Origin of the sequence: Pantoea sp. SO10 (assembly GCF_005281435.1) — a bacterium.
In the GTDB taxonomy this organism is placed as follows: domain Bacteria; phylum Pseudomonadota; class Gammaproteobacteria; order Enterobacterales; family Enterobacteriaceae; genus Pantoea; species Pantoea leporis.
On record NZ_CP040095.1, the window covers coordinates 1 to 22200 of the forward strand.

Consider the following 22200-nt stretch of genomic DNA (forward strand, 5'->3'; position numbering starts at 1 on the left):
GTGTCACTTACGCTTTGGCAACAGTGTCTTGCCCGTTTGCAGGATGAGCTTCCTGCCACCGAATTCAGCATGTGGATTCGTCCGCTGCAAGCTGAATTAAACGACAATACGCTGACCTTGTATGCACCAAATCGGTTTGTACTCGACTGGGTTAGAGATAAATATCTCAATAGTATCAATGGGCTGCTGAATGAATTCTGCGGTGCAAATGTGCCGTTACTGCGTTTCGAAGTCGGTACGCGCCCTGCAGCACAGGTCACCACTAACCAACCGGCGATGGCCAGTTACAATGCGCCCGCGCCGATCGAAAATCGTCCGGCACCCGCGCAAATTTTGCGTCCAAGTTGGGATTCCGTTCCCGCACCGGCCGATGTGACTTACCGCTCCAATGTGAATAACCGCCATAACTTCGACAACTTCGTCGAAGGTAAATCGAACCAGCTGGCGCGCGCGGCGGCACGTCAGGTGGCGGATAATCCTGGCGGCGCTTATAACCCACTGTTCCTTTATGGCGGCACCGGCCTGGGTAAAACTCACCTGTTGCACGCGGTGGGTAACGGCATTATTGCGCGCAAGCCTAATGCCAAAGTGGTGTACATGCACTCTGAGCGTTTTGTGCAGGACATGGTTAAAGCCTTGCAGAACAACGCCATTGAAGAGTTTAAGCGTTACTACCGCTCGGTTGATGCGCTGCTAATTGATGACATTCAATTCTTTGCCAATAAAGAGCGCTCGCAGGAAGAGTTCTTCCATACCTTCAACGCGCTGCTGGAAGGCAATCAACAGATCATCCTGACCTCGGATCGCTATCCAAAAGAGATCAACGGCGTCGAAGATCGCCTGAAATCACGTTTTGGTTGGGGATTAACGGTGGCGATCGAGCCGCCTGAACTGGAAACGCGTGTCGCGATCCTGATGAAGAAAGCCGATGAAAACGATATTCGCCTGCCGGGTGAAGTCGCCTTCTTTATTGCTAAGCGTTTGCGTTCCAATGTCCGCGAGCTGGAAGGCGCGCTGAACCGCGTGATTGCCAACGCGAACTTTACCGGTCGCGCGATTACCATCGATTTCGTGCGCGAAGCGCTGCGCGATCTGCTGGCGCTGCAGGAAAAGCTGGTCACCATCGATAATATTCAGAAAACGGTGGCCGAGTATTACAAAATTAAAGTGGCGGATTTGCTGTCGAAACGCCGTTCGCGTTCGGTAGCGCGTCCGCGCCAGATGGCGATGGCGATGGCGAAAGAGCTCACCAATCACAGCTTGCCGGAGATTGGCGATGCGTTTGGTGGTCGCGACCATACCACCGTGCTTCACGCTTGCCGTAAAATTGAGCAGCTGCGTGAAGAAAGCCACGACATTAAAGAAGATTTCTCTAACCTCATTCGAACACTATCTTCCTGACGCATATGAAATTTATTGTAGAACGTGAGCAGTTACTGAAGCCACTGCAACAGGTTAGCGGTCCACTTGGCGGACGCCCGACGCTGCCAATCCTCGGAAATTTACTGCTGCAAGTAAGCGAAGGCTCGCTGCGCTTGACCGGTACCGATTTGGAAATGGAAATGGTAGCCCGTGTTGCGCTGACGCAGCCACACGAGCCGGGCGCCACCACGGTTCCTGCGCGTAAATTCCTCGATATTTGCCGCGGTTTGCCGGAAGGCGCTGAAATCAGCCTGACGCTGGAAGGCGACAGAATGCTGGTGCGTTCTGGCCGCAGCCGTTTCTCGCTGTCAACGCTGCCCGCCAGCGACTTCCCGAATCTGGATGACTGGCAGAGCGAGGTGGAATTCACCTTGCCGCAGGCGACGCTAAAACGCCTGATTGAAGCCACGCAGTTCTCAATGGCGCATCAGGATGTGCGTTATTACCTCAACGGTATGCTGTTCGAAACCGAAGGCGAAGAGTTGCGTACCGTCGCCACCGATGGTCACCGCCTTGCAGTGTGCTCCATGCCGATTGGTCAGGCGCTGCCAAACCATTCGGTGATCGTGCCGCGTAAAGGGGTGATTGAGTTGATGCGTTTGCTCGACGGTGGCGAAACGCCGCTGCAGGTGCAAATCGGCAGCAGCAACATCCGCGCACACGTTGGCGACTTTATCTTTACGTCGAAGCTGGTTGATGGCCGTTTCCCGGATTATCGCCGCGTATTGCCGAAGAATCCCGACAAAGCGCTGGAAGCTGGCTGTGATATTTTAAAACAGGCGTTTGCGCGTGCGGCGATTCTCTCGAATGAGAAATTCCGCGGTGTTCGCATCTATATCACCGAAAATCAGCTTAAAATCACGGCGAATAACCCAGAGCAGGAAGAAGCGGAAGAGATGCTGGATGTCTCTTACAACGGCACCGATCTGGAGATTGGCTTCAACGTCAGCTACGTGCTGGATGTGTTGAATGCGCTCAAGTGCGAGAACGTGCGTTTGCTGCTGACCGATGGCGTATCGAGCGTGCAGATTGAGGATGTGGCCAGTCCGGCTGCAGCCTACGTCGTGATGCCAATGCGCTTGTGATCCTTATCGGGCTAACTTACTCGCTATTTTGCGCCCGGGCAGTGCTCGTCCCTGGTCACATACTTCAGTATGCTCCCAGGGCCTGCGCGCTGTCCGTGCACAAACTAGCTTCGACGTTAACGCCCTTGATTGTTGATGTTAGGTAAAACCCTCTCCTACCGTTCTCGCTGGATTGTTTATGGCTTTAACCCGCCTCCTGATTAAAGATTTTCGCAATATCGAGCAGGCCGATCTGGCTTTGGCGCCGGGGTTTAATTTCCTTGTCGGTGCCAACGGCAGCGGTAAAACCAGCGTGCTGGAGGCGATTTACACGCTGGGGCACGGTCGCGCATTTCGCAGTTTGCAAGCGGGCCGTGTGATTCGTCACGATCAGGACGCCTTTGTGCTGCACGGCCGCATTGAAGGCAGCGAACGTGAAATGTCGGTCGGTCTGACCAAGAATCGCGCTGGCGACAGCAAAGTGCGTATTGATGGCAGCGATGGTCACAAAGTCGCCGAGTTGGCGCAGCTGCTGCCGATGCAACTGATTACGCCGGAAGGATTTACCCTGCTCAATGGCGGTCCAAAATATCGTCGTGCCTACATCGATTGGGGCTGCTTTCACGCCTCGCCCGGTTTTTTCCATGCCTGGAGCAATTTGCGTCGTCTGCTAAAACAGCGCAATGCAGCGCTGCGTCAGGTCTCGCGCTATAGCCAGATTCGTCCGTGGGATCAGGAACTGGTGCCGCTGGCCGAGCAAATCAGCGCCTGGCGCGCCGAATACAGCGCGGCGATTTCCCGCGAGATCATCGCCACCTGCGGTCAGTTTTTACCGGAGTTTGCGTTGACGTTCTCTTTCCAGCGCGGCTGGGATAAAGAGAGCGACTACGCCGAACTGCTGGAACGCAATTTCGAGCGCGACCGCGCGCTCACGTATACCGCCAGCGGCCCGCATAAAGCCGATTTTCGCATTCGTGCTGAGGGCACGCCGGTGGAAGATTTACTCTCACGCGGCCAGTTAAAACTGCTGATGTGCGCGCTGCGCTTAGCGCAGGGCGAATACCTTACGCGCAGCAGCGGACAACGCTGTTTGTATTTGATTGATGACTTTGCCTCAGAGCTGGATGACACCCGTCGTCGGCTGTTAGCTGAACGCCTAAAAGCCACGCAGGCTCAAGTATTTGTCAGCGCCATTGGTGTCGAGCATGTAATCGACATGAGTGATGAAAAGGGCAAGATGTTCCGCGTGGAACAGGGTAAAATAGTGGTTCAACCTGAAGATTAAATGAGCGAGAAACGTTGATGTCGAATTCTTATGACTCCTCAAGTATCAAAGTCCTAAAAGGGCTTGATGCGGTACGCAAACGCCCGGGTATGTACATCGGCGATACGGATGACGGCACCGGTCTGCATCACATGGTATTCGAAGTCGTGGATAACGCAATCGACGAAGCGCTCGCCGGTCACTGTAGTGATATTACCGTTACTATTCATGCAGATAACTCTGTCTCGGTGCAAGATGATGGCCGTGGTATTCCTACCGGCATTCACCCGGAAGAGGGCGTCTCTGCTGCTGAAGTGATCATGACCGTCCTGCACGCAGGCGGTAAATTTGATGATAACTCATATAAAGTTTCCGGTGGTCTGCATGGCGTTGGCGTTTCAGTCGTAAACGCCCTGTCGCAGAAGCTGGAGCTGACCATTCGCCGTGAAGGCAAAGTGCATCAGCAGGTTTATCAGCACGGTGTGCCGCAGGCACCGCTGGCGGTGTCCGGTGATACCGATGCAACCGGTACTCGCGTGCGTTTCTGGCCGAGCTACGAAACCTTCACCAACGTGATTGAGTTTGAGTACGAAATCCTGGCGAAACGCCTGCGTGAACTGTCGTTCCTTAACTCTGGCGTCTCAATTCGTCTGGAAGACAAACGCGACGGCAAGAACGATCACTTCCACTACGAAGGCGGCATCAAGGCGTTCGTTGAGTATCTCAACAAGAATAAAACCCCGATTCACCCAACGGTGTTCTACTTCTCGACGGAGAAAGATGGCATTGGCGTGGAAGTGGCGCTGCAGTGGAACGATGGTTTCCAGGAAAACATCTACTGCTTCACCAACAACATTCCACAGCGCGACGGCGGTACGCACCTGGCGGGCTTCCGTGCGGCAATGACGCGTACGCTGAATGCCTACATGGATAAAGAAGGCTACAGCAAAAAAGCCAAAGTCAGTGCGACCGGTGATGATGCGCGTGAAGGCCTGATTGCAGTGGTTTCCGTGAAAGTGCCGGATCCGAAATTCTCTTCTCAGACTAAAGATAAGCTGGTCTCTTCAGAGGTGAAATCGGCGGTTGAGCAGCAGATGAACGAACTGCTGGCGGAATACCTGCTGGAAAACCCGTCTGACGCGAAAATCGTGGTTGGCAAAATCATCGATGCAGCGCGTGCGCGTGAAGCTGCACGTCGTGCTCGTGAAATGACGCGCCGCAAAGGCGCGCTGGACTTGGCCGGTCTGCCGGGCAAACTGGCCGACTGTCAGGAGCGCGATCCGGCGCTGTCTGAAATCTACCTGGTGGAGGGTGACTCTGCAGGCGGATCAGCCAAACAGGGTCGTAACCGTAAGAATCAGGCGATTCTGCCGCTGAAGGGTAAAATCCTGAACGTGGAGAAAGCGCGTTTCGACAAGATGCTCGCTTCGCAGGAAGTTGCCACGCTGATCACCGCGCTGGGCTGTGGTATCGGTCGTGACGAATACAATCCGGACAAACTGCGTTATCACAGCATCATCATCATGACCGATGCGGACGTCGACGGCTCGCACATTCGTACGCTGCTGTTGACCTTCTTCTACCGTCAGATGCCTGAAATCGTCGAACGTGGTCACGTCTATATTGCGCAGCCGCCACTGTACAAAGTGAAGAAAGGCAAGCAAGAACAGTATATTAAAGACGACGAAGCGATGGATCAGTATCAGATTTCCATCGCCCTCGACGGCGCAACGCTGCACACCAACGCCAGCGCACCGGCGTTAGGCGGCCAGCCGCTGGAAACGCTGGTGGCGGATTTCAACGGCACGCAGCGCATGATCAAACGTATGGAGCGCCGTTTCCCTACGGCTCTGCTGCGCGGCCTGATCTACCATCCGACCTTAAGCGACCTCAGCGATGAAGCCGCTGTGAAAGGCTGGATCGACGGTTTAGTGGCGTATCTGACCGAACGTGAAGCACACGGAAGCAGCTATCTGGCCCATGTCCGCGCCAACCATGAGCAGAAGTTTGAACCGGTGCTGCGTGTGCGCACGCACGGCGTTGATACCGATTATCCGCTGGATAGCGAATTCATCGATGGACCGGAATACCGCAAAATCTGTGCGCTGGGCGAGCAGCTGCGCGGCCTGATCGAAGAAGATGCCTATATCGAACGTGGCGAACGTCGTCAGCCGGTCACCAGCTTCGAGCAGGCGATTGAGTGGCTGGTGAAAGAGTCGCGTCGCGGTCTGTCAGTCCAGCGTTATAAAGGTTTGGGTGAGATGAACCCAGAGCAGCTGTGGGAAACCACCATGGATCCCGATAGCCGCCGCATGTTGCGCGTGACCATCAAGGATGCGATTGCTGCCGATCAGCTGTTCACCACCTTGATGGGCGATGCGGTAGAACCGCGCCGCGCCTTCATCGAAGAGAATGCGCTGAAAGCCGCCAACATCGATATCTAATCGACACGGCAACACGTAAAAACCCTTCCCTGGTGGAAGGGTTTTTTGTTTTCCGCCCGGCAAAACGCGCAAAGCCCGCTGCGGTAAAAAATCTGAATGGGGCGCGAAACTGGTCAATGTGAGCTGAATCGCGCTAGCATTGATCAAAACCCTGACTCAATGAGGACGTTATGGCTATAAAACTGGTTGCAATCGATATGGACGGCACGCTACTCAATCCGCAGCACGAGATCACGCCTGCCGTTAAATCGGCCATTGAACGCGCGCATAAAAAAGGTGTGATGGTGGTGCTCACCACCGGCCGTCCGTTTGTCGGTATTCAGCGCTATCTGATGGAGCTGAATCTGGTTGATGAAGGCCAATATTGCATCAGCTATAACGGTGCGCTGGTGCATCGCGCTAATGATGGCGAGTGCGTCGCGGAAATCACCTTGGGTTTCGACGACTATCTGTATATCGAACAGCTGGCGCGCGATCTTGGCGTCCACTTCCAGGCCTTCGATAAATCTTTCCTTTATACGCCGAACAAAGACATCAGTGAGTTCACCATCCACGAAGCGAGCCTGACCGGCATTCCGGTGCGCTATCGTTCTGTGGAAGAGATGGATCGCGCCACGCGTTTTCCTAAGCTGATGATGATCGATAAGCCCGATCTGCTGGATTCTGCCATACAGCGCTTGCCGCAGCAGGCGCGTGACAACTACACCATCCTCAAAAGCGCACCTTATTACCTCGAAATCCTCGATGCCCGCGTGAATAAAGGGCAAGGCGTGAAAATGCTGGCTGAGAAGCTCGGCCTGGCGCGTGAAGAGGTGATGGCGATTGGCGATCAGGAAAACGATCTGGCGATGATTGAGTATGCAGGAACCGGCGTAGCAATGGGCAATGCGATTGATTCCGTGAAGAAAATCGCGCAGTTCATCACCAAAACCAACATGGAACACGGCGTAGCGCACGCCATTGAAGAGCTGGTGCTGTAAACCCTCGTTATTCCTCGTCACACTGTTTTTAGGTCGCCATCCATGGCGACACTTCAAATCTCACCAAGCCTTCATAAGGTCGCCATTTATGGCGACCTCATCGCGTTATGACACATGACTTGTCTATTTTGTGATCCACATTGTAGTACAAATTAGATTAATGGTACTACAATCGACAACGCAGGTCAGGGCGGCCGTTAGGCTTCGTTAGGCGAAAGCAGTAATCTGATGCGTACCTGCCTTTCACTGAATGGAACATCATGACGCAAGAACAACTAAGCAAAACAGAGCGCATCATCCTGACGCTGGGTGAAGAGATTGTGGCCGGCAAGTTTGTGCCGGGCGCGGCGTTACCCGCGGAAGCTGAGCTGTGTGAACGCTTCGGCACCTCGCGCAATATCATCCGTGAAGTGTTTCGCTCGCTGATGGCGAAACGCTTGATGGAGATGAAACGCTATCGCGGCGCGTTCGTCACGCCGCGCAATCACTGGAACTATCTGGATAGCGACGTCTTGCAGTGGGCGCTGGCGCACGATCAGGACCCGCGTCTGATTGCCGCCATGAACGAAGTGCGTGTGCTGGTCGAGCCGCAGATTGCACGCTGGTCTGCCGAGCGCGCCACCTCAAGCGATCTGGCTGCGATTGAACTGGCGTACAACGACATGGTGGCCAACCATCTCAATCGTGATGCCTTTAATGAAGCGGATATCCGCTATCACGAAGCGGTGCTGAATTCGGTACACAATCCGGTGCTGCAGCAACTCAACGTGGCGATCAGCCAGCTGCAAAAAGCGGTGTTCGCGCAAACCTATATGGCGGACGAAGGCAACATGCCGCGTACGCTCGCCGAACATAAAGCGCTGTTTGATGCCATTCGTCATCAGGATGGCGATGCTGCCGAGCAGGCGGCTAAAGCGATGATTGCCAGCTCAACTGCGCGACTCAAGGAGATTATGTGATCAACTATATCGCGATTGATTGGGGCTCAACCAACCTGCGCGCCTGGCATTATCAAGCCGGCGTTTGCATCGATGAGCGTCGTTCGGAAGCCGGCGTCACGCGCCTGGGCGATCGCACACCAGCCGAGGTGTTTGCCAGCGTCACCGCAGGTTGGCCAGTCGATGACGTGCCGGTGGTGATGGCGGGCATGGTAGGCAGCAATGCCGGCTGGCGGTCGGTGCCCTATCTATCGTGTCCAGTGGCGCTGGGTGACATCGCTAGCCGCCTGACGCGCGTCGAGGATAAAGCGTGGATCGTGCCGGGATTGAGCGTCGAACGTGCCGACAATTATAACGTGATGCGCGGTGAAGAGACGCAGCTGCTTGGTGCGCTGGAGCTGCAATCTGCGCCGCTCTATGTGATGCCAGGCACGCACGCCAAATGGGTGCAGATGGAACAGGATCGCGTGCTGGATTTTCGCACCGTGATGACCGGCGAACTGCATCATCTGCTGCTCAAACAGTCGCTGGTTGGCGCAGGTTTACCCGAACAGCAAGAGAACGCGGCGGCTTTCCGCGCAGGTGTGCAAGTCGGCAGCAACGATGCCTCGATTCTGTCGCGCCTGTTTGAAGTGCGTGCTTCACACGTACTCGGCGCGCGCGATCGCCGCCATATTAGCGACTTTCTTTCAGGCTTGCTGATTGGTCACGAAGTGGCGCTGATGACGCAACAGGCCGACGCCGCAAGCCAACCGATCACCATTATTGCCGGTAGTGCGCTGGCGCAACGTTATCAGCAGGCGCTGCAGTTTATCGGCATGGATTCAGTCACGCTGGAAGGCGATCGTGCTTTCCAGCACGGAATAAGGAGTATTGCGAATGTCCTGGCAAACTAAAGTCCCGCTGATCGCCATTCTGCGCGGCATCACGCCGGATGAAGCCGAAGCGCACGTTGGCGCGCTGATTGAAGCGGGTTTCGATGCGATTGAAATCCCGCTCAACTCACCTGAGTGGGCGAAAAGCATCGGCGCGATGGTGAAAACCTTCGGCGATAAAGCGCTGATTGGCGCCGGTACGGTGCTGAATCCGGCGCAGGTCGATGAGCTGGCGACGCTGAACAGCAAATTGGTCGTCACGCCGAATACCGATGCTGCGGTGATCCGCCAGGCGGTCGCCAATGGGATGATCGTTGCCGCCGGTTGCGCTACCGCGACGGAAGCGTTCACCGCCTTACAGGCCGGTGCGCAGGCGCTGAAAATTTTCCCATCGTCAGCCTTTGGTCCGGGCTACATCAAAGCGCTGAAAGCGGTGCTGCCGCCAGAGGTACCGGTGTTTGCCGTGGGCGGCGTGACGCCGGAAAACCTGCATGAATTTATGGCCGCAGGCTGCATTGGCGCGGGCTTAGGCAGCGATCTCTATCGCGCCGGTCAACCGCTGTCACGCACTGTGGAACAAGCTCGCGCATTTATTGCTGCATATAAGGACGCTGTACAATGAAAATTACCAAACTGACCACTTACCGCCTGCCGCCGCGCTGGATGTTCCTGAAAATCGAAACTGACGAAGGCATCGTTGGCTGGGGCGAACCGGTGATTGAAGGCCGCGCGCGCAGCGTGGAAGCGGCGGTGCATGAGCTGTCGGAATACCTGATTGGTCAGGATCCAGCACGCATCAACGACTTATGGCAGGTGATGTATCGCGGCGGCTTCTATCGTGGCGGCCCGATTCTGATGAGCGCCATCGCCGGTATCGATCAGGCGTTGTGGGATATCAAAGGCAAAGCGCTCGGCGTGCCGGTTTATCAACTGCTTGGCGGATTAGTGCGTGACAGCATTAAAGCTTACAGCTGGGTGGGCGGCGATCGTCCGGCCGACGTGATTGACGGCATTAAGAAACTGCACACCATTGGTTTTGATACCTTCAAACTCAACGGCTGCGAAGAGATGGGCATTATCGATAACGCGCGCAAAGTGGATGACGCGGTGAATACCGTGGCGCAAATTCGTGAAGCCTTCGGTAAAGAGATTGAATTTGGCCTCGATTTCCACGGCCGCGTCAGCGCGCCAATGGCAAAAGTGCTGATCAAAGAGCTGGAGCCGTATCGCCCGCTGTTTATCGAAGAGCCGGTGCTGGCGGAGCAGGCGGAATATTATCCGCGTCTGGCGGCGCAGACTCATATTCCGATCGCCGCTGGCGAACGCATGTTCTCGCGCTTCGAGTTCAAACGCGTGCTGGAAGCGGGTGGACTGGCGATTCTGCAACCGGATCTGTCACACGCGGGCGGTATCACCGAGTGCTACAAAATTGCCGCGATGGCCGAATCTTACGATGTGGCGCTGGCGCCTCACTGTCCGCTCGGCCCAATTGCGCTGGCTGCGTGCCTGCACGTTGACTTCGTGTCACGCAATGCGGTGTTCCAGGAACAGAGCATGGGCATTCACTATAATCAGGGCGCTGAACTGCTCGATTACGTGATCAATAAAGACGATTTCAAAATGGATGACGGTCATTTCTATCCGTTAAATAAACCGGGCCTCGGCGTGGAAATTAACGAAGAGCTGGTGATTGAACGCAGTAAAAATGCTCCTGACTGGCGTAATCCATTATGGCGATTCCCGGACGGTTCAGTCGCTGAATGGTAAATACCCGTCATAATTCAAGCTGCAGATGCGTTGGCTGCGCTCATTCACCCCAGTCACTTACTAGTGTAAGCTCCGGGGGATTCATTCGCTTGCCGCCTTTCTGCAACTCGAATTCTTTAGGGTATTAAATTTTATTAAATCTCGATAATTATATGCCGGTGAAATAAGGCATAGGGCTGCGCTCAGCCTGTTTCCCGGCACAGCTTATTTACCGCTGACGCGGTTTTACCTTTGATATCGCTACCCTACATTTGCCGTGGCGTGCTCTGTCGCGCCCAAACGGCAAAACCGATTACGGAGAAACACCATGGATCTCTCTGCTGTTCACGCCAAACCGACGCGCCGTCGTTATATCACGCTGCTGATGATATTTATTACGGTGGTCATTTGTTATGTCGATCGCGCTAATTTAGCCGTCGCTTCCGCGCATATTCAGGAAGAGTTCGGTATTACTAAAGCGCAAATGGGTTATGTATTTTCGGCCTTCGCCTGGTTATATACGTTATGCCAGATTCCCGGCGGCTGGTTCCTCGATCGCGTGGGTTCACGCTTAACCTATTTTATTGCCATCTTTGGCTGGTCGGTTGCGACGTTATTGCAGGGTTTTGCCACCGGCTTATTATCATTAATTGGTCTGCGTGCGATTACCGGCATATTTGAAGCGCCGGCTTTCCCGACCAATAACCGGCTGGTGACCAGCTGGTTCCCGGAGCAAGAGCGCGCTTCCGCCGTCGGCTTCTACACGTCCGGTCAGTTTGTTGGTCTGGCGTTCCTCACGCCCTTGCTGATCTGGATTCAGGAACTGCTGAGCTGGCATTGGGTCTTCATTATTACCGGCGGCATCGGCATCATCTGGTCGTTCATCTGGATTAAGTTCTATCAGGCACCCAGCCAAAGCAAAGGCATCAATAAAGCCGAGCTGGATTACATCCGTGAAGGTGGCGCGATGGTGGATGGCGATGCGCCGAGCGAAAAGAAAGCCCGCACCAAACTTACCGCCGCCGACTGGAAACTGGTGTTCCACCGCAAGCTGTGCGGCGTCTATCTTGGCCAGTTCGCCGTCACATCCACGCTGTGGTTCTTCCTGACCTGGTTCCCGAACTATCTGACGCAGGAAAAACACATCGCGGCGCTCACCGCGGGCTTCATGACCACCGTGCCCTTCCTCGCGGCATTCGTTGGCGTGATTCTCTCGGGTATCGTCGCCGATCGTCTGGTGCGCAGTGGCCGTTCGCTGGGCTTTGCGCGCAAAACGCCGATCATCTGCGGTCTGCTGATCTCCACCTGCATCATGGGCGCGAACTACACCAACGATCCGATATGGATTATGACGCTGATGGCGATCGCCTTCTTCGGCAACGGCTTCGCCTCAATTACCTGGTCGCTGGTCTCCTCGCTGGCACCGGTGCGCCTGATTGGTTTGACGGGCGGCATGTTTAACTTTGTTGGCGGCCTGGGTGGCATCACCGTGCCGCTGGTGGTGGGTTATCTGGCGCAGGACTACGGCTTTGCACCGGCGCTGGTGTATATCTCGGCGGTGGCGCTGATTGGCGCGCTGTCCTACATCCTGCTGGTCGGTGATGTAAAACGCGTAGGTGAATAAATTCGCGCGATGAATCGCGCCGCTACAAATACGGGCACAATCCGTAGCGGCGCCGTTCATTGCGCAATCAACCGCGGCGAAATTGCTGCTTCTCACTGCAGAATCACGTAATTTATCCGGCAACTGTTAGATGGAAGGTTGCCTCATGTCAGAAAAACAAATCACCTTTGCCGCGCGTCATCATCAACTTACCAACATCAACGTCTGGACCGGCGACAGCCAGTGGCTGGCATTTGATGTGCGACCTTCCGGCGCCTCTTTTACCAGCCTGACTATCGAGCGCGTCAACGTGGCGAGCGGTGCCGTTGAAGTGCTGTATCAGGCTCGCGATGGCGCGCACGTTGGCGTGGTCACCGTCAGTCCGGATCTGCCGCCGCGTTACGTTTGCATTCATGGTCCGGAACATCCGGATGCGCACTGGCGCTACGATTTTCATCACCGTCGCGGCGTGATCGTGCAGCAAGGCATCGCCGAGAACCTCGATGCCTGCGATATCACCGCGCCTTACACGCCCGGCGCGCTGCGCGGTGGCTCGCATGTCCACGTCTTCAGCCCGGATGGTTCGCGCCTGAGCTTTACCTACAACGATCATGTGATGCATGAAAAGGATGCCGGCGAAGACCTGCGTAACGTCGGCATAGCCGTGCCGCTGCATCCGGTGTGTCCGCCTAAACAGCATCCGCGTGAATATGAGGGCAGCCATTATTGCGTGCTGGTCAGCCAGACGCAGCGCGATCCTCAGCCGGGCAGCGATCAGATTGACCGCGCCTATGAAGAGTGCTGGATCGGGAATCAAGGCTATCAGAAAACGGATGGCAGCTGGCAGCGCTGGGCCATCGCCTTTATCGGCGATACGCGCGCCGCCAACGGCGACAAAGTGCCGGAAGTGTTTGTGGTGGATCTGCCCGCCGCGTTAGCCGATTACGCCAAAGCGGGCGCTTCGCCCTTACAGGGCACGGCGGATAAATTGCCTGCGCCGCCGGCTGGCGTGCAGCAGCGACGCATCACGCACACCCATGGCCTGGCACTGCAACCGCGCCACTGGCTGCGCGCCTCCGCGGATGGCAGCGCCATCGCCTTTTTGCTGGCGGACGAACAGGGCGTGATTCAGCTGTGGACGGTTTCACCGAATGGCGGCCAGCCACGCCAGGTGACGCAGTTGGCGAGCAGCATTCAGTCGGCGTTTAGCTGGCACCCACAAGGCAGCGCGATAAGCTTTATCTGCGATAACAGTGTGATGCGCTGTGAGATCGCGACGGGGAAATGTACGCGCTTAACGCCACGTAGCGATCAAGCGCCATCCGGTGATGCGGTGGTCTGGTCGCCGGATGGAGAGAAGATCGCTTATATGCGGGAAGTGGACGGCTGGCGGCAGCTGTTTTGCGTCAGTGCGGCTGCGCGGGCATAGACGCGGCGGTCGCCAGGCTGGCTTGCGTGCCGGCCATTTTTTCGCTCTGCATCACGCGCTCGTGAATCGAATCCTTACTTTTATCGTCGTCAGAACGGAAGTAATCCCACGGCAGCAGCACGGTGTCCATCACCGCTGAGAACGGGAGATCGATCAGCGCCAGCGGCTTGATCGCCCAGCTGGTGTTATCGTCAGTGATCATCTCTGCGCTGGCGCGCGTGCCGGGATAGTAGCCCTGACTGGCGCCAGTGTGAGACATAACGCTGGAGCAACCTGAAGTAACAAAGGTACTGCAAACCAGCACAGCTGTGAGTGGAAAGCGTTTCATCATATTCATCATCATCATCCCTTCAGTCATGGCATGGCCCTGGCTGGAGTGTGTCACCTGACGTTAAGCAAAGCTCTGTGGCTGCGTCTTGGATCTCAGGCGATTGGTCCCCTGAGTGTATGTCATATCGCCAGATTTGCTGTAAAAAAATACGCATCAGCCCTTGAAAGCGACCAGGCTGCACCCACTTTTAAGGAACGGTCTTGTTGCTGTTGCCGGAAGGGACAGCAACGGACTGCACAACCTGTCCATGGTGGAAGGTTGCCTAAACTTGCTGAATATCAGGAGTCTTATTATGCGTAACTTTGATCTCACCCCACTTTATCGTTCTGCCATTGGTTTTGACCGCCTGTTTAACCTGCTTGAGTCCAACCAAAACCAGGCCAATGGTGGCTATCCTCCGTATAACGTTGAGCTGGTGGATGAGAATTTCTACCGTATCACCATTGCCGTGGCGGGCTTTGCCCAGAGCGAGTTAGATATCACCTCGCATGACAACGTGCTGGTGGTGCGTGGCGCACATCCTGAAGAGCAGCCGGAGCGTAAATACCTGTATCAAGGTATCGCCGAGCGCAACTTCGAGCGCAAATTCCAGCTGGCCGATCACATCACGGTGCGCGATGCGCGTCTGGAAAATGGTCTGCTGAGCATCGATCTGATTCGCATTGTCCCGGAAGAGGCGAAACCGCGTCGTATCGAAATTCTGTAATCAGGATGTGAGTTAAAAAAACGCCGCTGAAAAGCGGCGTTTTTGTTTAGGTGCGCACCAATAATCGCTGACTGACCATGCCGCCAAACATATTCACCAGCAGGCCGAGGATGATCACTGAAACGCCGATCATCTGCTGAATCGACAAGGTTTCACCGAGGATCAGCGCCGCGCTGAGAATCCCCACCACCGGCACCAGCAGCGACAGCGGTGCCACGCGCCAGGTTTCATAGCGGCTCAGCAAATTACCCCATATCGCGTAGCCGACAATGGTGGCGATAAAGGCGAGATAGATCAGCGCCAACACCGTTTGCAGTGAAATGTGCAGCAGGCTGGTGATAATCGCCGCTTCGCCATCGAACAGCCATGAGCAGGCAAAGAACGGCACGATCGGCACCAGCGCACTCCACACCACCAGCGACATCACCGGCACTTTGCGGTTACGCAAAATGATTTTGTTGGTGATATTGCCGAGGCCCCACGACAGCGCCGCAGCCAGCGTCAGCATCATGGTAGTGAGCGTAATGCCCGCTGTGGTTTGGCCTGCCATGCCTGCGGTTGCCAGCATAAACATGCCGAGTGTCGCCACCAAAATGCCGACGATATGATTCCAGCGTAACTTCTCCGCCAGGAACAGCGCCCCCAACAGTAGCGTGAAGAAGGCCTGCGCCTGTAACACCAGCGACGCCAATCCTGCCGGCATGCCCAGCTTGATGGCGAGGAACAGAAAGGCGAACTGGCCAAAGCTGATGGTCATGCCGTAGACGATCAGCCAGCGCAGCGGAATCGCCGGACGCTTCACAAACAAGATTGCCGGAAACGCCACCAGGCTAAACCGCAATCCCGCCAGTAAAAAAGGCGGCATATCCTGCAGGCCCAGCTTAATCACCACAAAATTCACGCCCCACGCCACCACAACCAGCAGGGCTAACAACATATCTTTCACTGACATACACAGTCCTTACTGCCGCGATCAGGCGGTTGCCGTCACCGGTGTTGCGATCTCGGCACAACATTCATCACCGACAACCTTAAAGAAGTCATCCACCTGTAAAGCCACGGAGCGATCCAGTGCCCCGGCGTTAAACCACAGCGTGCCGACGTCGCGCAGGCGCACATCGACGCGCAGCGCTAGCCGATCATCAAAACTAAACGGCGGCACCGCGCCCATCACGCACTGGGTTAACTCCTGCGCTTTCTCTGGCGCCGCAAAGCTCGACTTCTTGCCGCCAATGGCACGCGCGGCGCTCTTGAAGTTGATCTTGCAGTCGCCCGGCACAATCGCCAGCAGATAGCGCGCATCCGCGCCATCCGGCATCGTCACTTCCAGCACCATCGCTTTGGCCGCCTGATTGAGATCGTTACCGCGAATCTCGCTAATCAGGTCAGTCTGGCCGATGGCTTCATGCTCCACCACGCGATAACGCGCCTGATGGTGATCCAGCAGGGCCGCTACTTTTTCATAGGTATCCATGTTCGTCTCCTCGTCGAAAACCTGGCGTTAACTCCAGGCGATGGCGTGTTTCATTTTTTTGTCGGTCAGGCCAAAGAAGAAGCCCATGGTGATGCGCGTGTCGCCTTCCACGCGATCAATTTCGTGATAAAACGCCGGATTAAACAGATAGATATCGCCACTGCGCGGTGAGAACTCGCACACCTCGCTGTGTTCGATGACGCCGGTTTGATAACCCAGTTCGCCCGGCGTTTTGTACCATTCATCTACCGGCTGCCACTTCTTATTGAAGATGCGCAGCGCGCCGCCGGCGTTGCACTCCTGCAAACAAACCACGCAACTCAGCTGGTGCAAGATGCGGGTCACCGCCAATCCGCTGCCGGCGGCATCGCGCACGATGTTGTCGTTATGCAGGGGATTGGCGACGCCGTCAGCGTGGAAGCGCACAATCGAACCGGCGTAATCGCCCAGCTCGGGTTCGTTGGCGGTTTGCAGGCTTTCCAGGCGCAGCGCGTGCTGCACCCAGTTGTAGATCTGATCGCGCAGGCAGTGCAGCGACGACGGCAGCGCCGCCTGAATATCGCGCAGCTCGGTGAAGTAGTTTTCCGGCGCGGCGGTGTGCTTCGCCAGATAAGGGCCGAGCGTGGTCAGCGCGCCGTTTGGATAGTGCGATACCCGCACCTGTTCGCGGCACTGCTGCAAATCCTCCACCACCGCTGCGCGCACGTCCGGCTTGAGGAAGTTACGTAACACCAGCAGCGGCACGCGCGCCGTCACGATGTCATCCAGCCAGGTGCTCTCCACAAACATGTTTGGATGAATAACGCGGATCTGATTGAAAATCGCCATGTTGATCACTCCCCAATTGGAAATTCATGAAGTTCATGGTTGTTCATACGACGCCATTCAGACGCCGTGCCCAGTGCTGAAATAGGTTCAGAAGAGATGAAAGTGGTGTCGTTTTTCTGTAAGCGGTGCAGCGTGAAATAGTTGGGATAGGGCGTGTCGTCGGGATGCCATTGCCACGCCCAGGCTTTATCGCGGGTGACAAAAATGGCGTTGGCCGAACTGCCGCCCGGCGCGACCTGCGCCATCTTGTCGCGCAGATAATCGCGGGTGAAATCGGCGGGCGTGGCGCGATCCACCATATATTCGAGATACTCCGCGGAATCGAAACGCGACTCCGCCATGCCCAATTGCTGATAAACGGTGGGCAAAAAACCGTTATGCATCATGTACCACTGCGTGTCGCCGCTGGTGCGCCACAGCGGATGGGAAAATTCGATACCGTGATTTTTGCTCAGCGTGGCGTGGCGCACATGTACCGCCAGAAAGCGGCCGCGCAGGCGATCAACATCAATGGTCGGCAGCGCATCGGCGAACGTGCCGGTGCCGTGCAGCGTGCGAATGTGCCCTTGCTCCAGCCATAAACAGCCCCAACCGTTGGGATGCTGTTTAATCGGACCTTCGTGCGTGGCGGTTTCGCCGCAGCTCATGGCACGCGCGGCGTCCAGCACTGCGGCGGCATCAAATTGGCCGTGCGCCACAATCATTCTGCACATAGTAAATCTCTCCGAATGGTGAGCGATGAGGCCTCAAGGATCTGATGGAACACCGCCAGAATGTCGTCGCGGCTGGTGGCTGCGAGACGCAAGGTGGCGAGAATGCCGGCGTGGCGGGTTAAATCGGCATACAGCGAAGAGCGTGGCGAAACTGCCAGCGCGGGCAGATTGAGCGGCGGCAACAGCTGACCGCGCTGATGCTGTGCGATCCAGCGCTCAGCCGCGTCATACTGCAGGCGCTGACGCAAACGCACGCGGCCCACCGCCTGCGGCTGCGCCGGAAAATGCAGCGGCGGCATGCCGTGACCGGCTTCGATGTGGAACGCCACTTCCGCCCAGTTGATGCCGGTGACTTCCTGCACCAGATTCACCACGCCCATGCCGGAAAGGCGGAAGCCCATTTCAAGGAAATGCGGTTCGCCGTTGACCAAAATGAAGTCGATGTGAAATGCGCCCTGACGATAGCCGAAGGTTTCGCAGCAGAAGCTCATCAGGCTGCTAAAGCTGGCGGGCAGCTGCTGCGCGGCGACTGCCACATGGCCGGATTCGTAAAAACTAACGCAGCCGTCGGCATCGCTATGGTGTTCGATCACCTTTTGGCAGCAGGTCAGCGCCACCGCATGGCCGTCCGCCACCACGCCTTGCAGCGAATACTCATCGCCCGCCAGCCAGCTCTCCACGATAAAACCGCTGAAGCCGCGCCCGCCGTAATTCATGGTGTCGACCAGCTTGCCGATCACCGCATCAAGCTGGCTGGCCTGTTTCACCAGCCAGACGCCAAGACCGCCGCCGCCGTCAACCGGCTTGATCACGCAGGGATAGAGCAACGCGTCTCGCGCATCCCGAATGCTGAGCGGCGAGGCAAAAAAGCGAAACTCCGGCTGCGGAAAGCGCTGCCAGGCTTTGCGCAACGCCATACGCTGCGCGTACTTATCCGGCGGAATAAAGCTGGCACCGGCGTCGGGCCCCGCCAGCAGTTCGCGTACGCGACCGGCGCTGGCGTTGTAAGCTTCAAAGCCCGCCAGCACCACGTGAGGATGCTCCATCAACCCGGCATGCAAACAGGCTTGCAGTACATCCCACGGATTTTCCGGGCGATCGAGCCGCACAATCAGATCGAACGGCAACGGGATGCTCAGCGATTGGTAATCGACGAAATCGCCCATCTCCGCCAGCACGGTAAAGTAGCCGTCGCGTTTGGCCACCGCGCAGTAAGGATTTTGTCCGTCGCGGGTGGCACCAATCTGCAGGAAAACTTTTCTCATCGCGTTGCCTTACCGGGTTAACGCCCGGAGATCACTTCAGTGACGACGTCGTGCATGACCCCGTTATTCACCTGAATCACTGCTTTGTGCGGGTCAAAACGCAGCACGCGCGAAAGCGCATCGCCGCGCTGTTCGTCCAGCAGTGAACTCACCTGCTTGCTACGCCAGCAGTGACGCATCTGCGCCACGGTCAAACCAGAGCGTTGCTCCAGCTGCTGCGCCAGCCCCAGGTCGTCGCTCTCGCCGCGCAGCAAGGCGCGCACCGCCGCTTCATCTGGCGCATCGACTAACTGCTGCAGCCAGCTTTTCAGCTGATGGCCTTCGGCGATAAACGGCGAAAAGATCATGCAAACCAGTTGGTTTTCATTGAGGCCAAATGCCTGTTCGGCGAACTGCGCGGCGCGCTGGCGGGCGCGCTTAATCGCCTCATCGTCCTGATAACGTGCCGCCATCTCATCAATCAGCTGCGGCGGGAAATCTTTTTTCACCATCAGCCCGAGCGCAAAGCGCACATATTCGCGAATGCCTTCGGCGTAGCTGCGCTGCAACAGCGTCTCCGCACGCAGACCGCGAATATGTGCCATTAATGTCGGGTTCCCGCAGTCCGATTCGGAGAAGCTGAACATCAGTTCATCAAAGCGGAAATGCATAAATTCAGTCAGCAGCGCCCAGTGCGCGCCCGCTTCATAGGCGGTGTCCTGATAGATATTGAAGAACAGCGGATCGCGTTCCAGCTGCCAGGTAATGCGGTGCGCGGGCGTCACCTGATCGGCACCGTAGATATCGGCGAAATAGCGCTCGGCCACGCCATCCAGCGTTTGCAGGAAGCCGCTAAAGCCGCGCGACTTATCCGTCACCGGCGCAGCAAACAGCCGCGAAAGATGGCGCGCCCACGCCAGATAAGCGGTTTGCTCCTGCGGCGAATCGCCGGTGATGATCACATCAACGCCGCCGTCGTAATGCGCCGCCAGGCCAAACGAGTTCACCATGCTGAGATTACAGGCGTTACAAAACGTCGAGCGCGCATCGGCGCGGAAGCGATGGCCATTCATCAGCACATCGTTGCGATTCTGCTGGCGCACGCTGTCTGGCATCGGTAAATGGCGATCGAAGTGGCGGATTTGCAGGCCGTCAGTCACCAGACATTCGGTAAAGTCATCATCGTGGATGTACAACGCGCGATACACGCGATCGATATTCTCCATGACGCTGTCGTTCATTGCCGCATGGCGGTTGGTGCTAATGCGCAGCTGAAAGGTGCTGCCATGTTGCTGCCAGATCAGCCCCTGAATGTAGCGCACGTACGCCACCATATAGCTGCTGTCTTTGCCGCCGCCGTAGGCCAGCAGCACGCGGTTATTCTCCGGGTGAGTGGCATCCGGGAGCGCGGCAAGTAAACGGCGTGAACAGTGTCGCGCGGAATCAATAATCGTGGGGGTGAGATATCCACTAATCTCTCGCATTAGGGTGGACAGATTATTCATTTTTCACTTCATCCTTTGGCTAAAAAGTCGCTGCTGCCGTGCTGGCGGCATCAGACGGGAAATGGGCCACGAAGGTGCTACGGAATGAATGCCTTAAAGACGATTGCGCGGGTTATCAATTAACTAATGCAGCCTAAAGTACTTTGAATGTAATCTGGTGAAAACGCACAGATCCGGACGAAATAGGGTGGAACAGATGGCGGGTGAAACGGAACAGGGCAGTCGTTACCGTCAAATCGCAGAGCAGATAAAACAAGCCATTCACAGCGGCTCACTGCCGCCCGACAGCCGTTTACCGTCGGTGCGCACGCTGGCGACGCAGTACAGCGTCAGCATGACCACCGCGCTGAAAACATTACGCACGCTTGAGGATGAGCACTACGCAGTGGCGCGTCCCAAGTCCGGTTTTTTTGTCGCACCGCGGCCTGTTAATAAAACCTTTCCCACGCTCATTAACGAGCAAGCGCGCGAAGTGGCGCCGCTCGACGAGCAGACCGAGCTGCATCTGGCGATGCTCGGTTCAGACTGCCGCGTGCGGCTGGATCTGGCCAACGGCGACCTTTCACTCTATCCGGTGAAGAAGATTGGTTTGCTGATGCGCCAGATGGGTTACAGCAAACCGGCGCTGCTGGGAAATACTGTGAAAGGCACTGGTTATGCGCCGCTGAAAAATGAAATTGCGCGCCGCGCGGTGGATTATGGCTGCAATATCAATGCGGATGACATCCTGATCACCAACGGCTGCATCGAAGCGATTTCGCTGGCGCTGCGCGCCACCACGCGGCCCGGCGATATCGTTGCGGTGGAATCGCCGTGCTATTTCGTGTTGCTGCAGATGCTGCATAACCTCAATCTGCGGGTGATTGAGGTGGAAGCCGGGCCGGAAGGTTACGTCAATGTGGAGAAACTCACTTCACTGTTCCAGCGCAAAGCGGTGCAGGCGTATCTCACCATCAACAACATCAATAATCCGCTCGGCAAAAGCATTCCCAACGAGCAGAAAGCCTATATCGCGCGTCAGGCCGACGAGAACGATGTGGTGATCATTGAGGATGATATCTTCGGTGATACCGCGTTTGGCGAGCGTCGTCCGTTTCCAATGCGTGCCTTCAGCCCGAACGCTATTTTGTGCAGCGGCTTCTCGAAAACGGTTGCGCCAGGCATTCGCATTGGCTGGGTGCACAGCAGCAACTACATGCGCAAAATCGCCTCGCTGAAATACACCACCAGCATGGGCACGTCGGTGTTGTCTCAAGCAGCGATTGCCGAACTGCTGCGCAGCGGCGGCTATGACGCGCATCTGCGTAAGCTACGGCGCGAGTTGAAGAATCAAATCCAGCATATGCGTCAGGCGGTGCTGCGCTACTTCCCGCCGGGCACGCGGGTGTCTGATCCTGAAGGCGGCTATGTGTTATGGGTGGAAATGCCGATCGGTGCGCTGAATGTGCGCGCGCTGTTTCTCAAGGCGCGCAACGCGGGTATCGGTATCGCGCCGGGCCATATTTTCGCTACCGATCACCGCTACGATCACTGTTTTCGACTCAATGCCGGTTTTGGCTGGAATGCCGAAGTGGAGCAGGCGATTCAGCAGCTGGCGCAGTGGTGCCAGCTATCTATAACGCAGGGATAACGTA

At 56.3% G+C, this 22200-nt stretch carries 20 protein-coding genes; 13 read left to right on the forward strand and 7 right to left on the reverse strand.

All coding sequences use genetic code 11. The features are described from left to right. From dnaA to FCN45_RS00055, 11 genes are all read left to right on the forward strand, one after another. Entirely contained in the window at positions 1-1401 is a 1401-nt protein-coding gene (gene dnaA, locus FCN45_RS00005; RefSeq protein WP_101763897.1) for a chromosomal replication initiator protein DnaA, read from the forward strand. Between the two features lie 5 nt (positions 1402-1406). Beyond that, positions 1407-2507 (forward strand): DNA polymerase III subunit beta, encoded by a 1101-nt coding sequence (dnaN, locus tag FCN45_RS00010; protein WP_008105300.1) that lies wholly within the window; start codon positions 1407-1409, stop codon positions 2505-2507. Between the two features lie 178 nt (positions 2508-2685). Beyond that, complete coding sequence (gene recF, locus FCN45_RS00015) at positions 2686-3771, forward strand: DNA replication/repair protein RecF (protein ID WP_101763896.1); 1086 nt, start codon at positions 2686-2688, stop codon at positions 3769-3771. A gap of 17 nt (positions 3772-3788) precedes the next feature. Then, a complete protein-coding gene (gene gyrB, locus FCN45_RS00020; RefSeq protein WP_101763895.1) occupies positions 3789-6194 on the forward strand; it encodes a DNA topoisomerase (ATP-hydrolyzing) subunit B in 2406 nt (801 codons plus the stop codon). Between the two features lie 170 nt (positions 6195-6364). Further along, entirely contained in the window at positions 6365-7174 is an 810-nt protein-coding gene (yidA, locus tag FCN45_RS00025) for a sugar-phosphatase (RefSeq protein WP_110868242.1), read from the forward strand. Between the two features lie 260 nt (positions 7175-7434). Continuing rightward, positions 7435-8133 carry a FadR/GntR family transcriptional regulator gene (locus tag FCN45_RS00030; RefSeq protein ID WP_101763893.1) on the forward strand — a complete coding sequence of 233 codons (699 nt, stop codon included), beginning with the start codon at positions 7435-7437 and terminating at the stop codon, positions 8131-8133. Beyond that, entirely contained in the window at positions 8130-9008 is an 879-nt protein-coding gene (locus tag FCN45_RS00035; RefSeq protein ID WP_137384826.1) for a 2-dehydro-3-deoxygalactonokinase, read from the forward strand. Before FCN45_RS00030 ends, FCN45_RS00035 begins: the two co-directional genes overlap by 4 nt. Beyond that, positions 8992-9609: a 2-dehydro-3-deoxy-6-phosphogalactonate aldolase gene (locus FCN45_RS00040; protein ID WP_137384827.1), complete on the forward strand. Its 618-nt coding sequence runs from the start codon at positions 8992-8994 to the stop codon at positions 9607-9609. Before FCN45_RS00035 ends, FCN45_RS00040 begins: the two co-directional genes overlap by 17 nt. Continuing rightward, the gene (gene dgoD, locus FCN45_RS00045) at positions 9606-10754 is read left to right on the forward strand and encodes a galactonate dehydratase (RefSeq protein ID WP_137384828.1); all 1149 of its coding nucleotides are present in this window, start codon (positions 9606-9608) and stop codon (positions 10752-10754) included. Before FCN45_RS00040 ends, dgoD begins: the two co-directional genes overlap by 4 nt. A gap of 307 nt (positions 10755-11061) precedes the next feature. Next, positions 11062-12357 carry an MFS transporter gene (locus tag FCN45_RS00050; protein WP_101763891.1) on the forward strand — a complete coding sequence of 432 codons (1296 nt, stop codon included), beginning with the start codon at positions 11062-11064 and terminating at the stop codon, positions 12355-12357. Between the two features lie 145 nt (positions 12358-12502). Further along, positions 12503-13765: a DUF3748 domain-containing protein gene (locus FCN45_RS00055; protein WP_137384829.1), complete on the forward strand. Its 1263-nt coding sequence runs from the start codon at positions 12503-12505 to the stop codon at positions 13763-13765. On the opposite strand, the gene FCN45_RS00060 is transcribed toward FCN45_RS00055, so the two are convergent. Then, positions 13743-14102 carry a YceK/YidQ family lipoprotein gene (locus tag FCN45_RS00060; protein WP_304622225.1) on the reverse strand — a complete coding sequence of 120 codons (360 nt, stop codon included), beginning with the start codon at positions 14100-14102 and terminating at the stop codon, positions 13743-13745. The two genes, FCN45_RS00055 and FCN45_RS00060, sit on opposite strands and share 23 nt — an antisense overlap. Before the next feature lie 286 nt (positions 14103-14388). On the opposite strand from FCN45_RS00060, the gene ibpA reads away from it, so the two are divergent. Continuing rightward, a complete protein-coding gene (gene ibpA / locus FCN45_RS00065) occupies positions 14389-14802 on the forward strand; it encodes a small heat shock chaperone IbpA (RefSeq protein WP_101763888.1) in 414 nt (137 codons plus the stop codon). Positions 14803-14848: 46 nt separating this feature from the next. Here the strand turns inward: ibpA and FCN45_RS00070 are convergent, their stop codons facing one another. Genes FCN45_RS00070 through FCN45_RS00095 form a run of 6 tightly spaced genes read right to left on the reverse strand, consistent with a single transcriptional unit; the run spans position 14849 to position 20566 of the window. Next, entirely contained in the window at positions 14849-15754 is a 906-nt protein-coding gene (locus FCN45_RS00070) for an EamA family transporter (RefSeq protein WP_137384830.1), read from the reverse strand. Between the two features lie 21 nt (positions 15755-15775). After that, positions 15776-16276: a YbaK/EbsC family protein gene (locus tag FCN45_RS00075; RefSeq protein WP_137384831.1), complete on the reverse strand. Its 501-nt coding sequence runs from the start codon at positions 16274-16276 to the stop codon at positions 15776-15778. A 27-nt stretch (positions 16277-16303) separates the two neighbouring features. Continuing rightward, positions 16304-17104 carry a hypothetical protein gene (locus FCN45_RS00080; protein WP_101763936.1) on the reverse strand — a complete coding sequence of 267 codons (801 nt, stop codon included), beginning with the start codon at positions 17102-17104 and terminating at the stop codon, positions 16304-16306. 5 nt (positions 17105-17109) lie between these two features. Further along, positions 17110-17817 carry a class II glutamine amidotransferase gene (locus tag FCN45_RS00085; RefSeq protein WP_110868247.1) on the reverse strand — a complete coding sequence of 236 codons (708 nt, stop codon included), beginning with the start codon at positions 17815-17817 and terminating at the stop codon, positions 17110-17112. After that, complete coding sequence (locus FCN45_RS00090) at positions 17805-19082, reverse strand: acetyl-CoA carboxylase biotin carboxylase subunit family protein (protein ID WP_137384832.1); 1278 nt, start codon at positions 19080-19082, stop codon at positions 17805-17807. Before FCN45_RS00090 ends, FCN45_RS00085 begins: the two co-directional genes overlap by 13 nt. 17 nt (positions 19083-19099) lie before the next feature. Continuing rightward, on the reverse strand, positions 19100-20566 hold the full coding sequence (locus tag FCN45_RS00095; RefSeq protein WP_137384833.1) for a hypothetical protein: 1467 nt from the start codon (positions 20564-20566) through the stop codon (positions 19100-19102). A 196-nt stretch (positions 20567-20762) separates the two neighbouring features. On the opposite strand from FCN45_RS00095, the gene FCN45_RS00100 reads away from it, so the two are divergent. Further along, positions 20763-22196 (forward strand): PLP-dependent aminotransferase family protein, encoded by a 1434-nt coding sequence (locus FCN45_RS00100; protein WP_101763882.1) that lies wholly within the window; start codon positions 20763-20765, stop codon positions 22194-22196. Positions 22197-22200 lie beyond the last annotated feature (4 nt).

Bases quoted from the DNA above. Each gene is read 5' to 3' on its own strand.
- FCN45_RS00070 (WP_137384830.1), bottom strand. From the start codon at position 15,754: ATGTCAGTGAAAGATATGTTGTTAGCCCTGCTGGTTGTGGTGGCGTGG.
- FCN45_RS00055 (WP_137384829.1), top strand. From the start codon at position 12,503: ATGTCAGAAAAACAAATCACCTTTGCCGCGCGTCATCATCAACTTACC.
- FCN45_RS00030 (WP_101763893.1), top strand. From the start codon at position 7,435: ATGACGCAAGAACAACTAAGCAAAACAGAGCGCATCATCCTGACGCTG.
- FCN45_RS00085 (WP_110868247.1), bottom strand. From the start codon at position 17,817: ATGTGCAGAATGATTGTGGCGCACGGCCAATTTGATGCCGCCGCAGTG.
- FCN45_RS00060 (WP_304622225.1), bottom strand. From the start codon at position 14,102: ATGAATATGATGAAACGCTTTCCACTCACAGCTGTGCTGGTTTGCAGT.
- FCN45_RS00100 (WP_101763882.1), top strand. From the start codon at position 20,763: ATGGCGGGTGAAACGGAACAGGGCAGTCGTTACCGTCAAATCGCAGAG.
- FCN45_RS00090 (WP_137384832.1), bottom strand. From the start codon at position 19,082: ATGAGAAAAGTTTTCCTGCAGATTGGTGCCACCCGCGACGGACAAAAT.
- FCN45_RS00075 (WP_137384831.1), bottom strand. From the start codon at position 16,276: ATGGATACCTATGAAAAAGTAGCGGCCCTGCTGGATCACCATCAGGCG.
- ibpA (WP_101763888.1), top strand. From the start codon at position 14,389: ATGCGTAACTTTGATCTCACCCCACTTTATCGTTCTGCCATTGGTTTT.
- FCN45_RS00080 (WP_101763936.1), bottom strand. From the start codon at position 17,104: ATGGCGATTTTCAATCAGATCCGCGTTATTCATCCAAACATGTTTGTG.
- yidA (WP_110868242.1), top strand. From the start codon at position 6,365: ATGGCTATAAAACTGGTTGCAATCGATATGGACGGCACGCTACTCAAT.
- gyrB (WP_101763895.1), top strand. From the start codon at position 3,789: ATGTCGAATTCTTATGACTCCTCAAGTATCAAAGTCCTAAAAGGGCTT.
- FCN45_RS00095 (WP_137384833.1), bottom strand. From the start codon at position 20,566: ATGAATAATCTGTCCACCCTAATGCGAGAGATTAGTGGATATCTCACC.
- FCN45_RS00040 (WP_137384827.1), top strand. From the start codon at position 8,992: ATGTCCTGGCAAACTAAAGTCCCGCTGATCGCCATTCTGCGCGGCATC.
- dgoD (WP_137384828.1), top strand. From the start codon at position 9,606: ATGAAAATTACCAAACTGACCACTTACCGCCTGCCGCCGCGCTGGATG.
- FCN45_RS00050 (WP_101763891.1), top strand. From the start codon at position 11,062: ATGGATCTCTCTGCTGTTCACGCCAAACCGACGCGCCGTCGTTATATC.
- recF (WP_101763896.1), top strand. From the start codon at position 2,686: ATGGCTTTAACCCGCCTCCTGATTAAAGATTTTCGCAATATCGAGCAG.
- dnaN (WP_008105300.1), top strand. From the start codon at position 1,407: ATGAAATTTATTGTAGAACGTGAGCAGTTACTGAAGCCACTGCAACAG.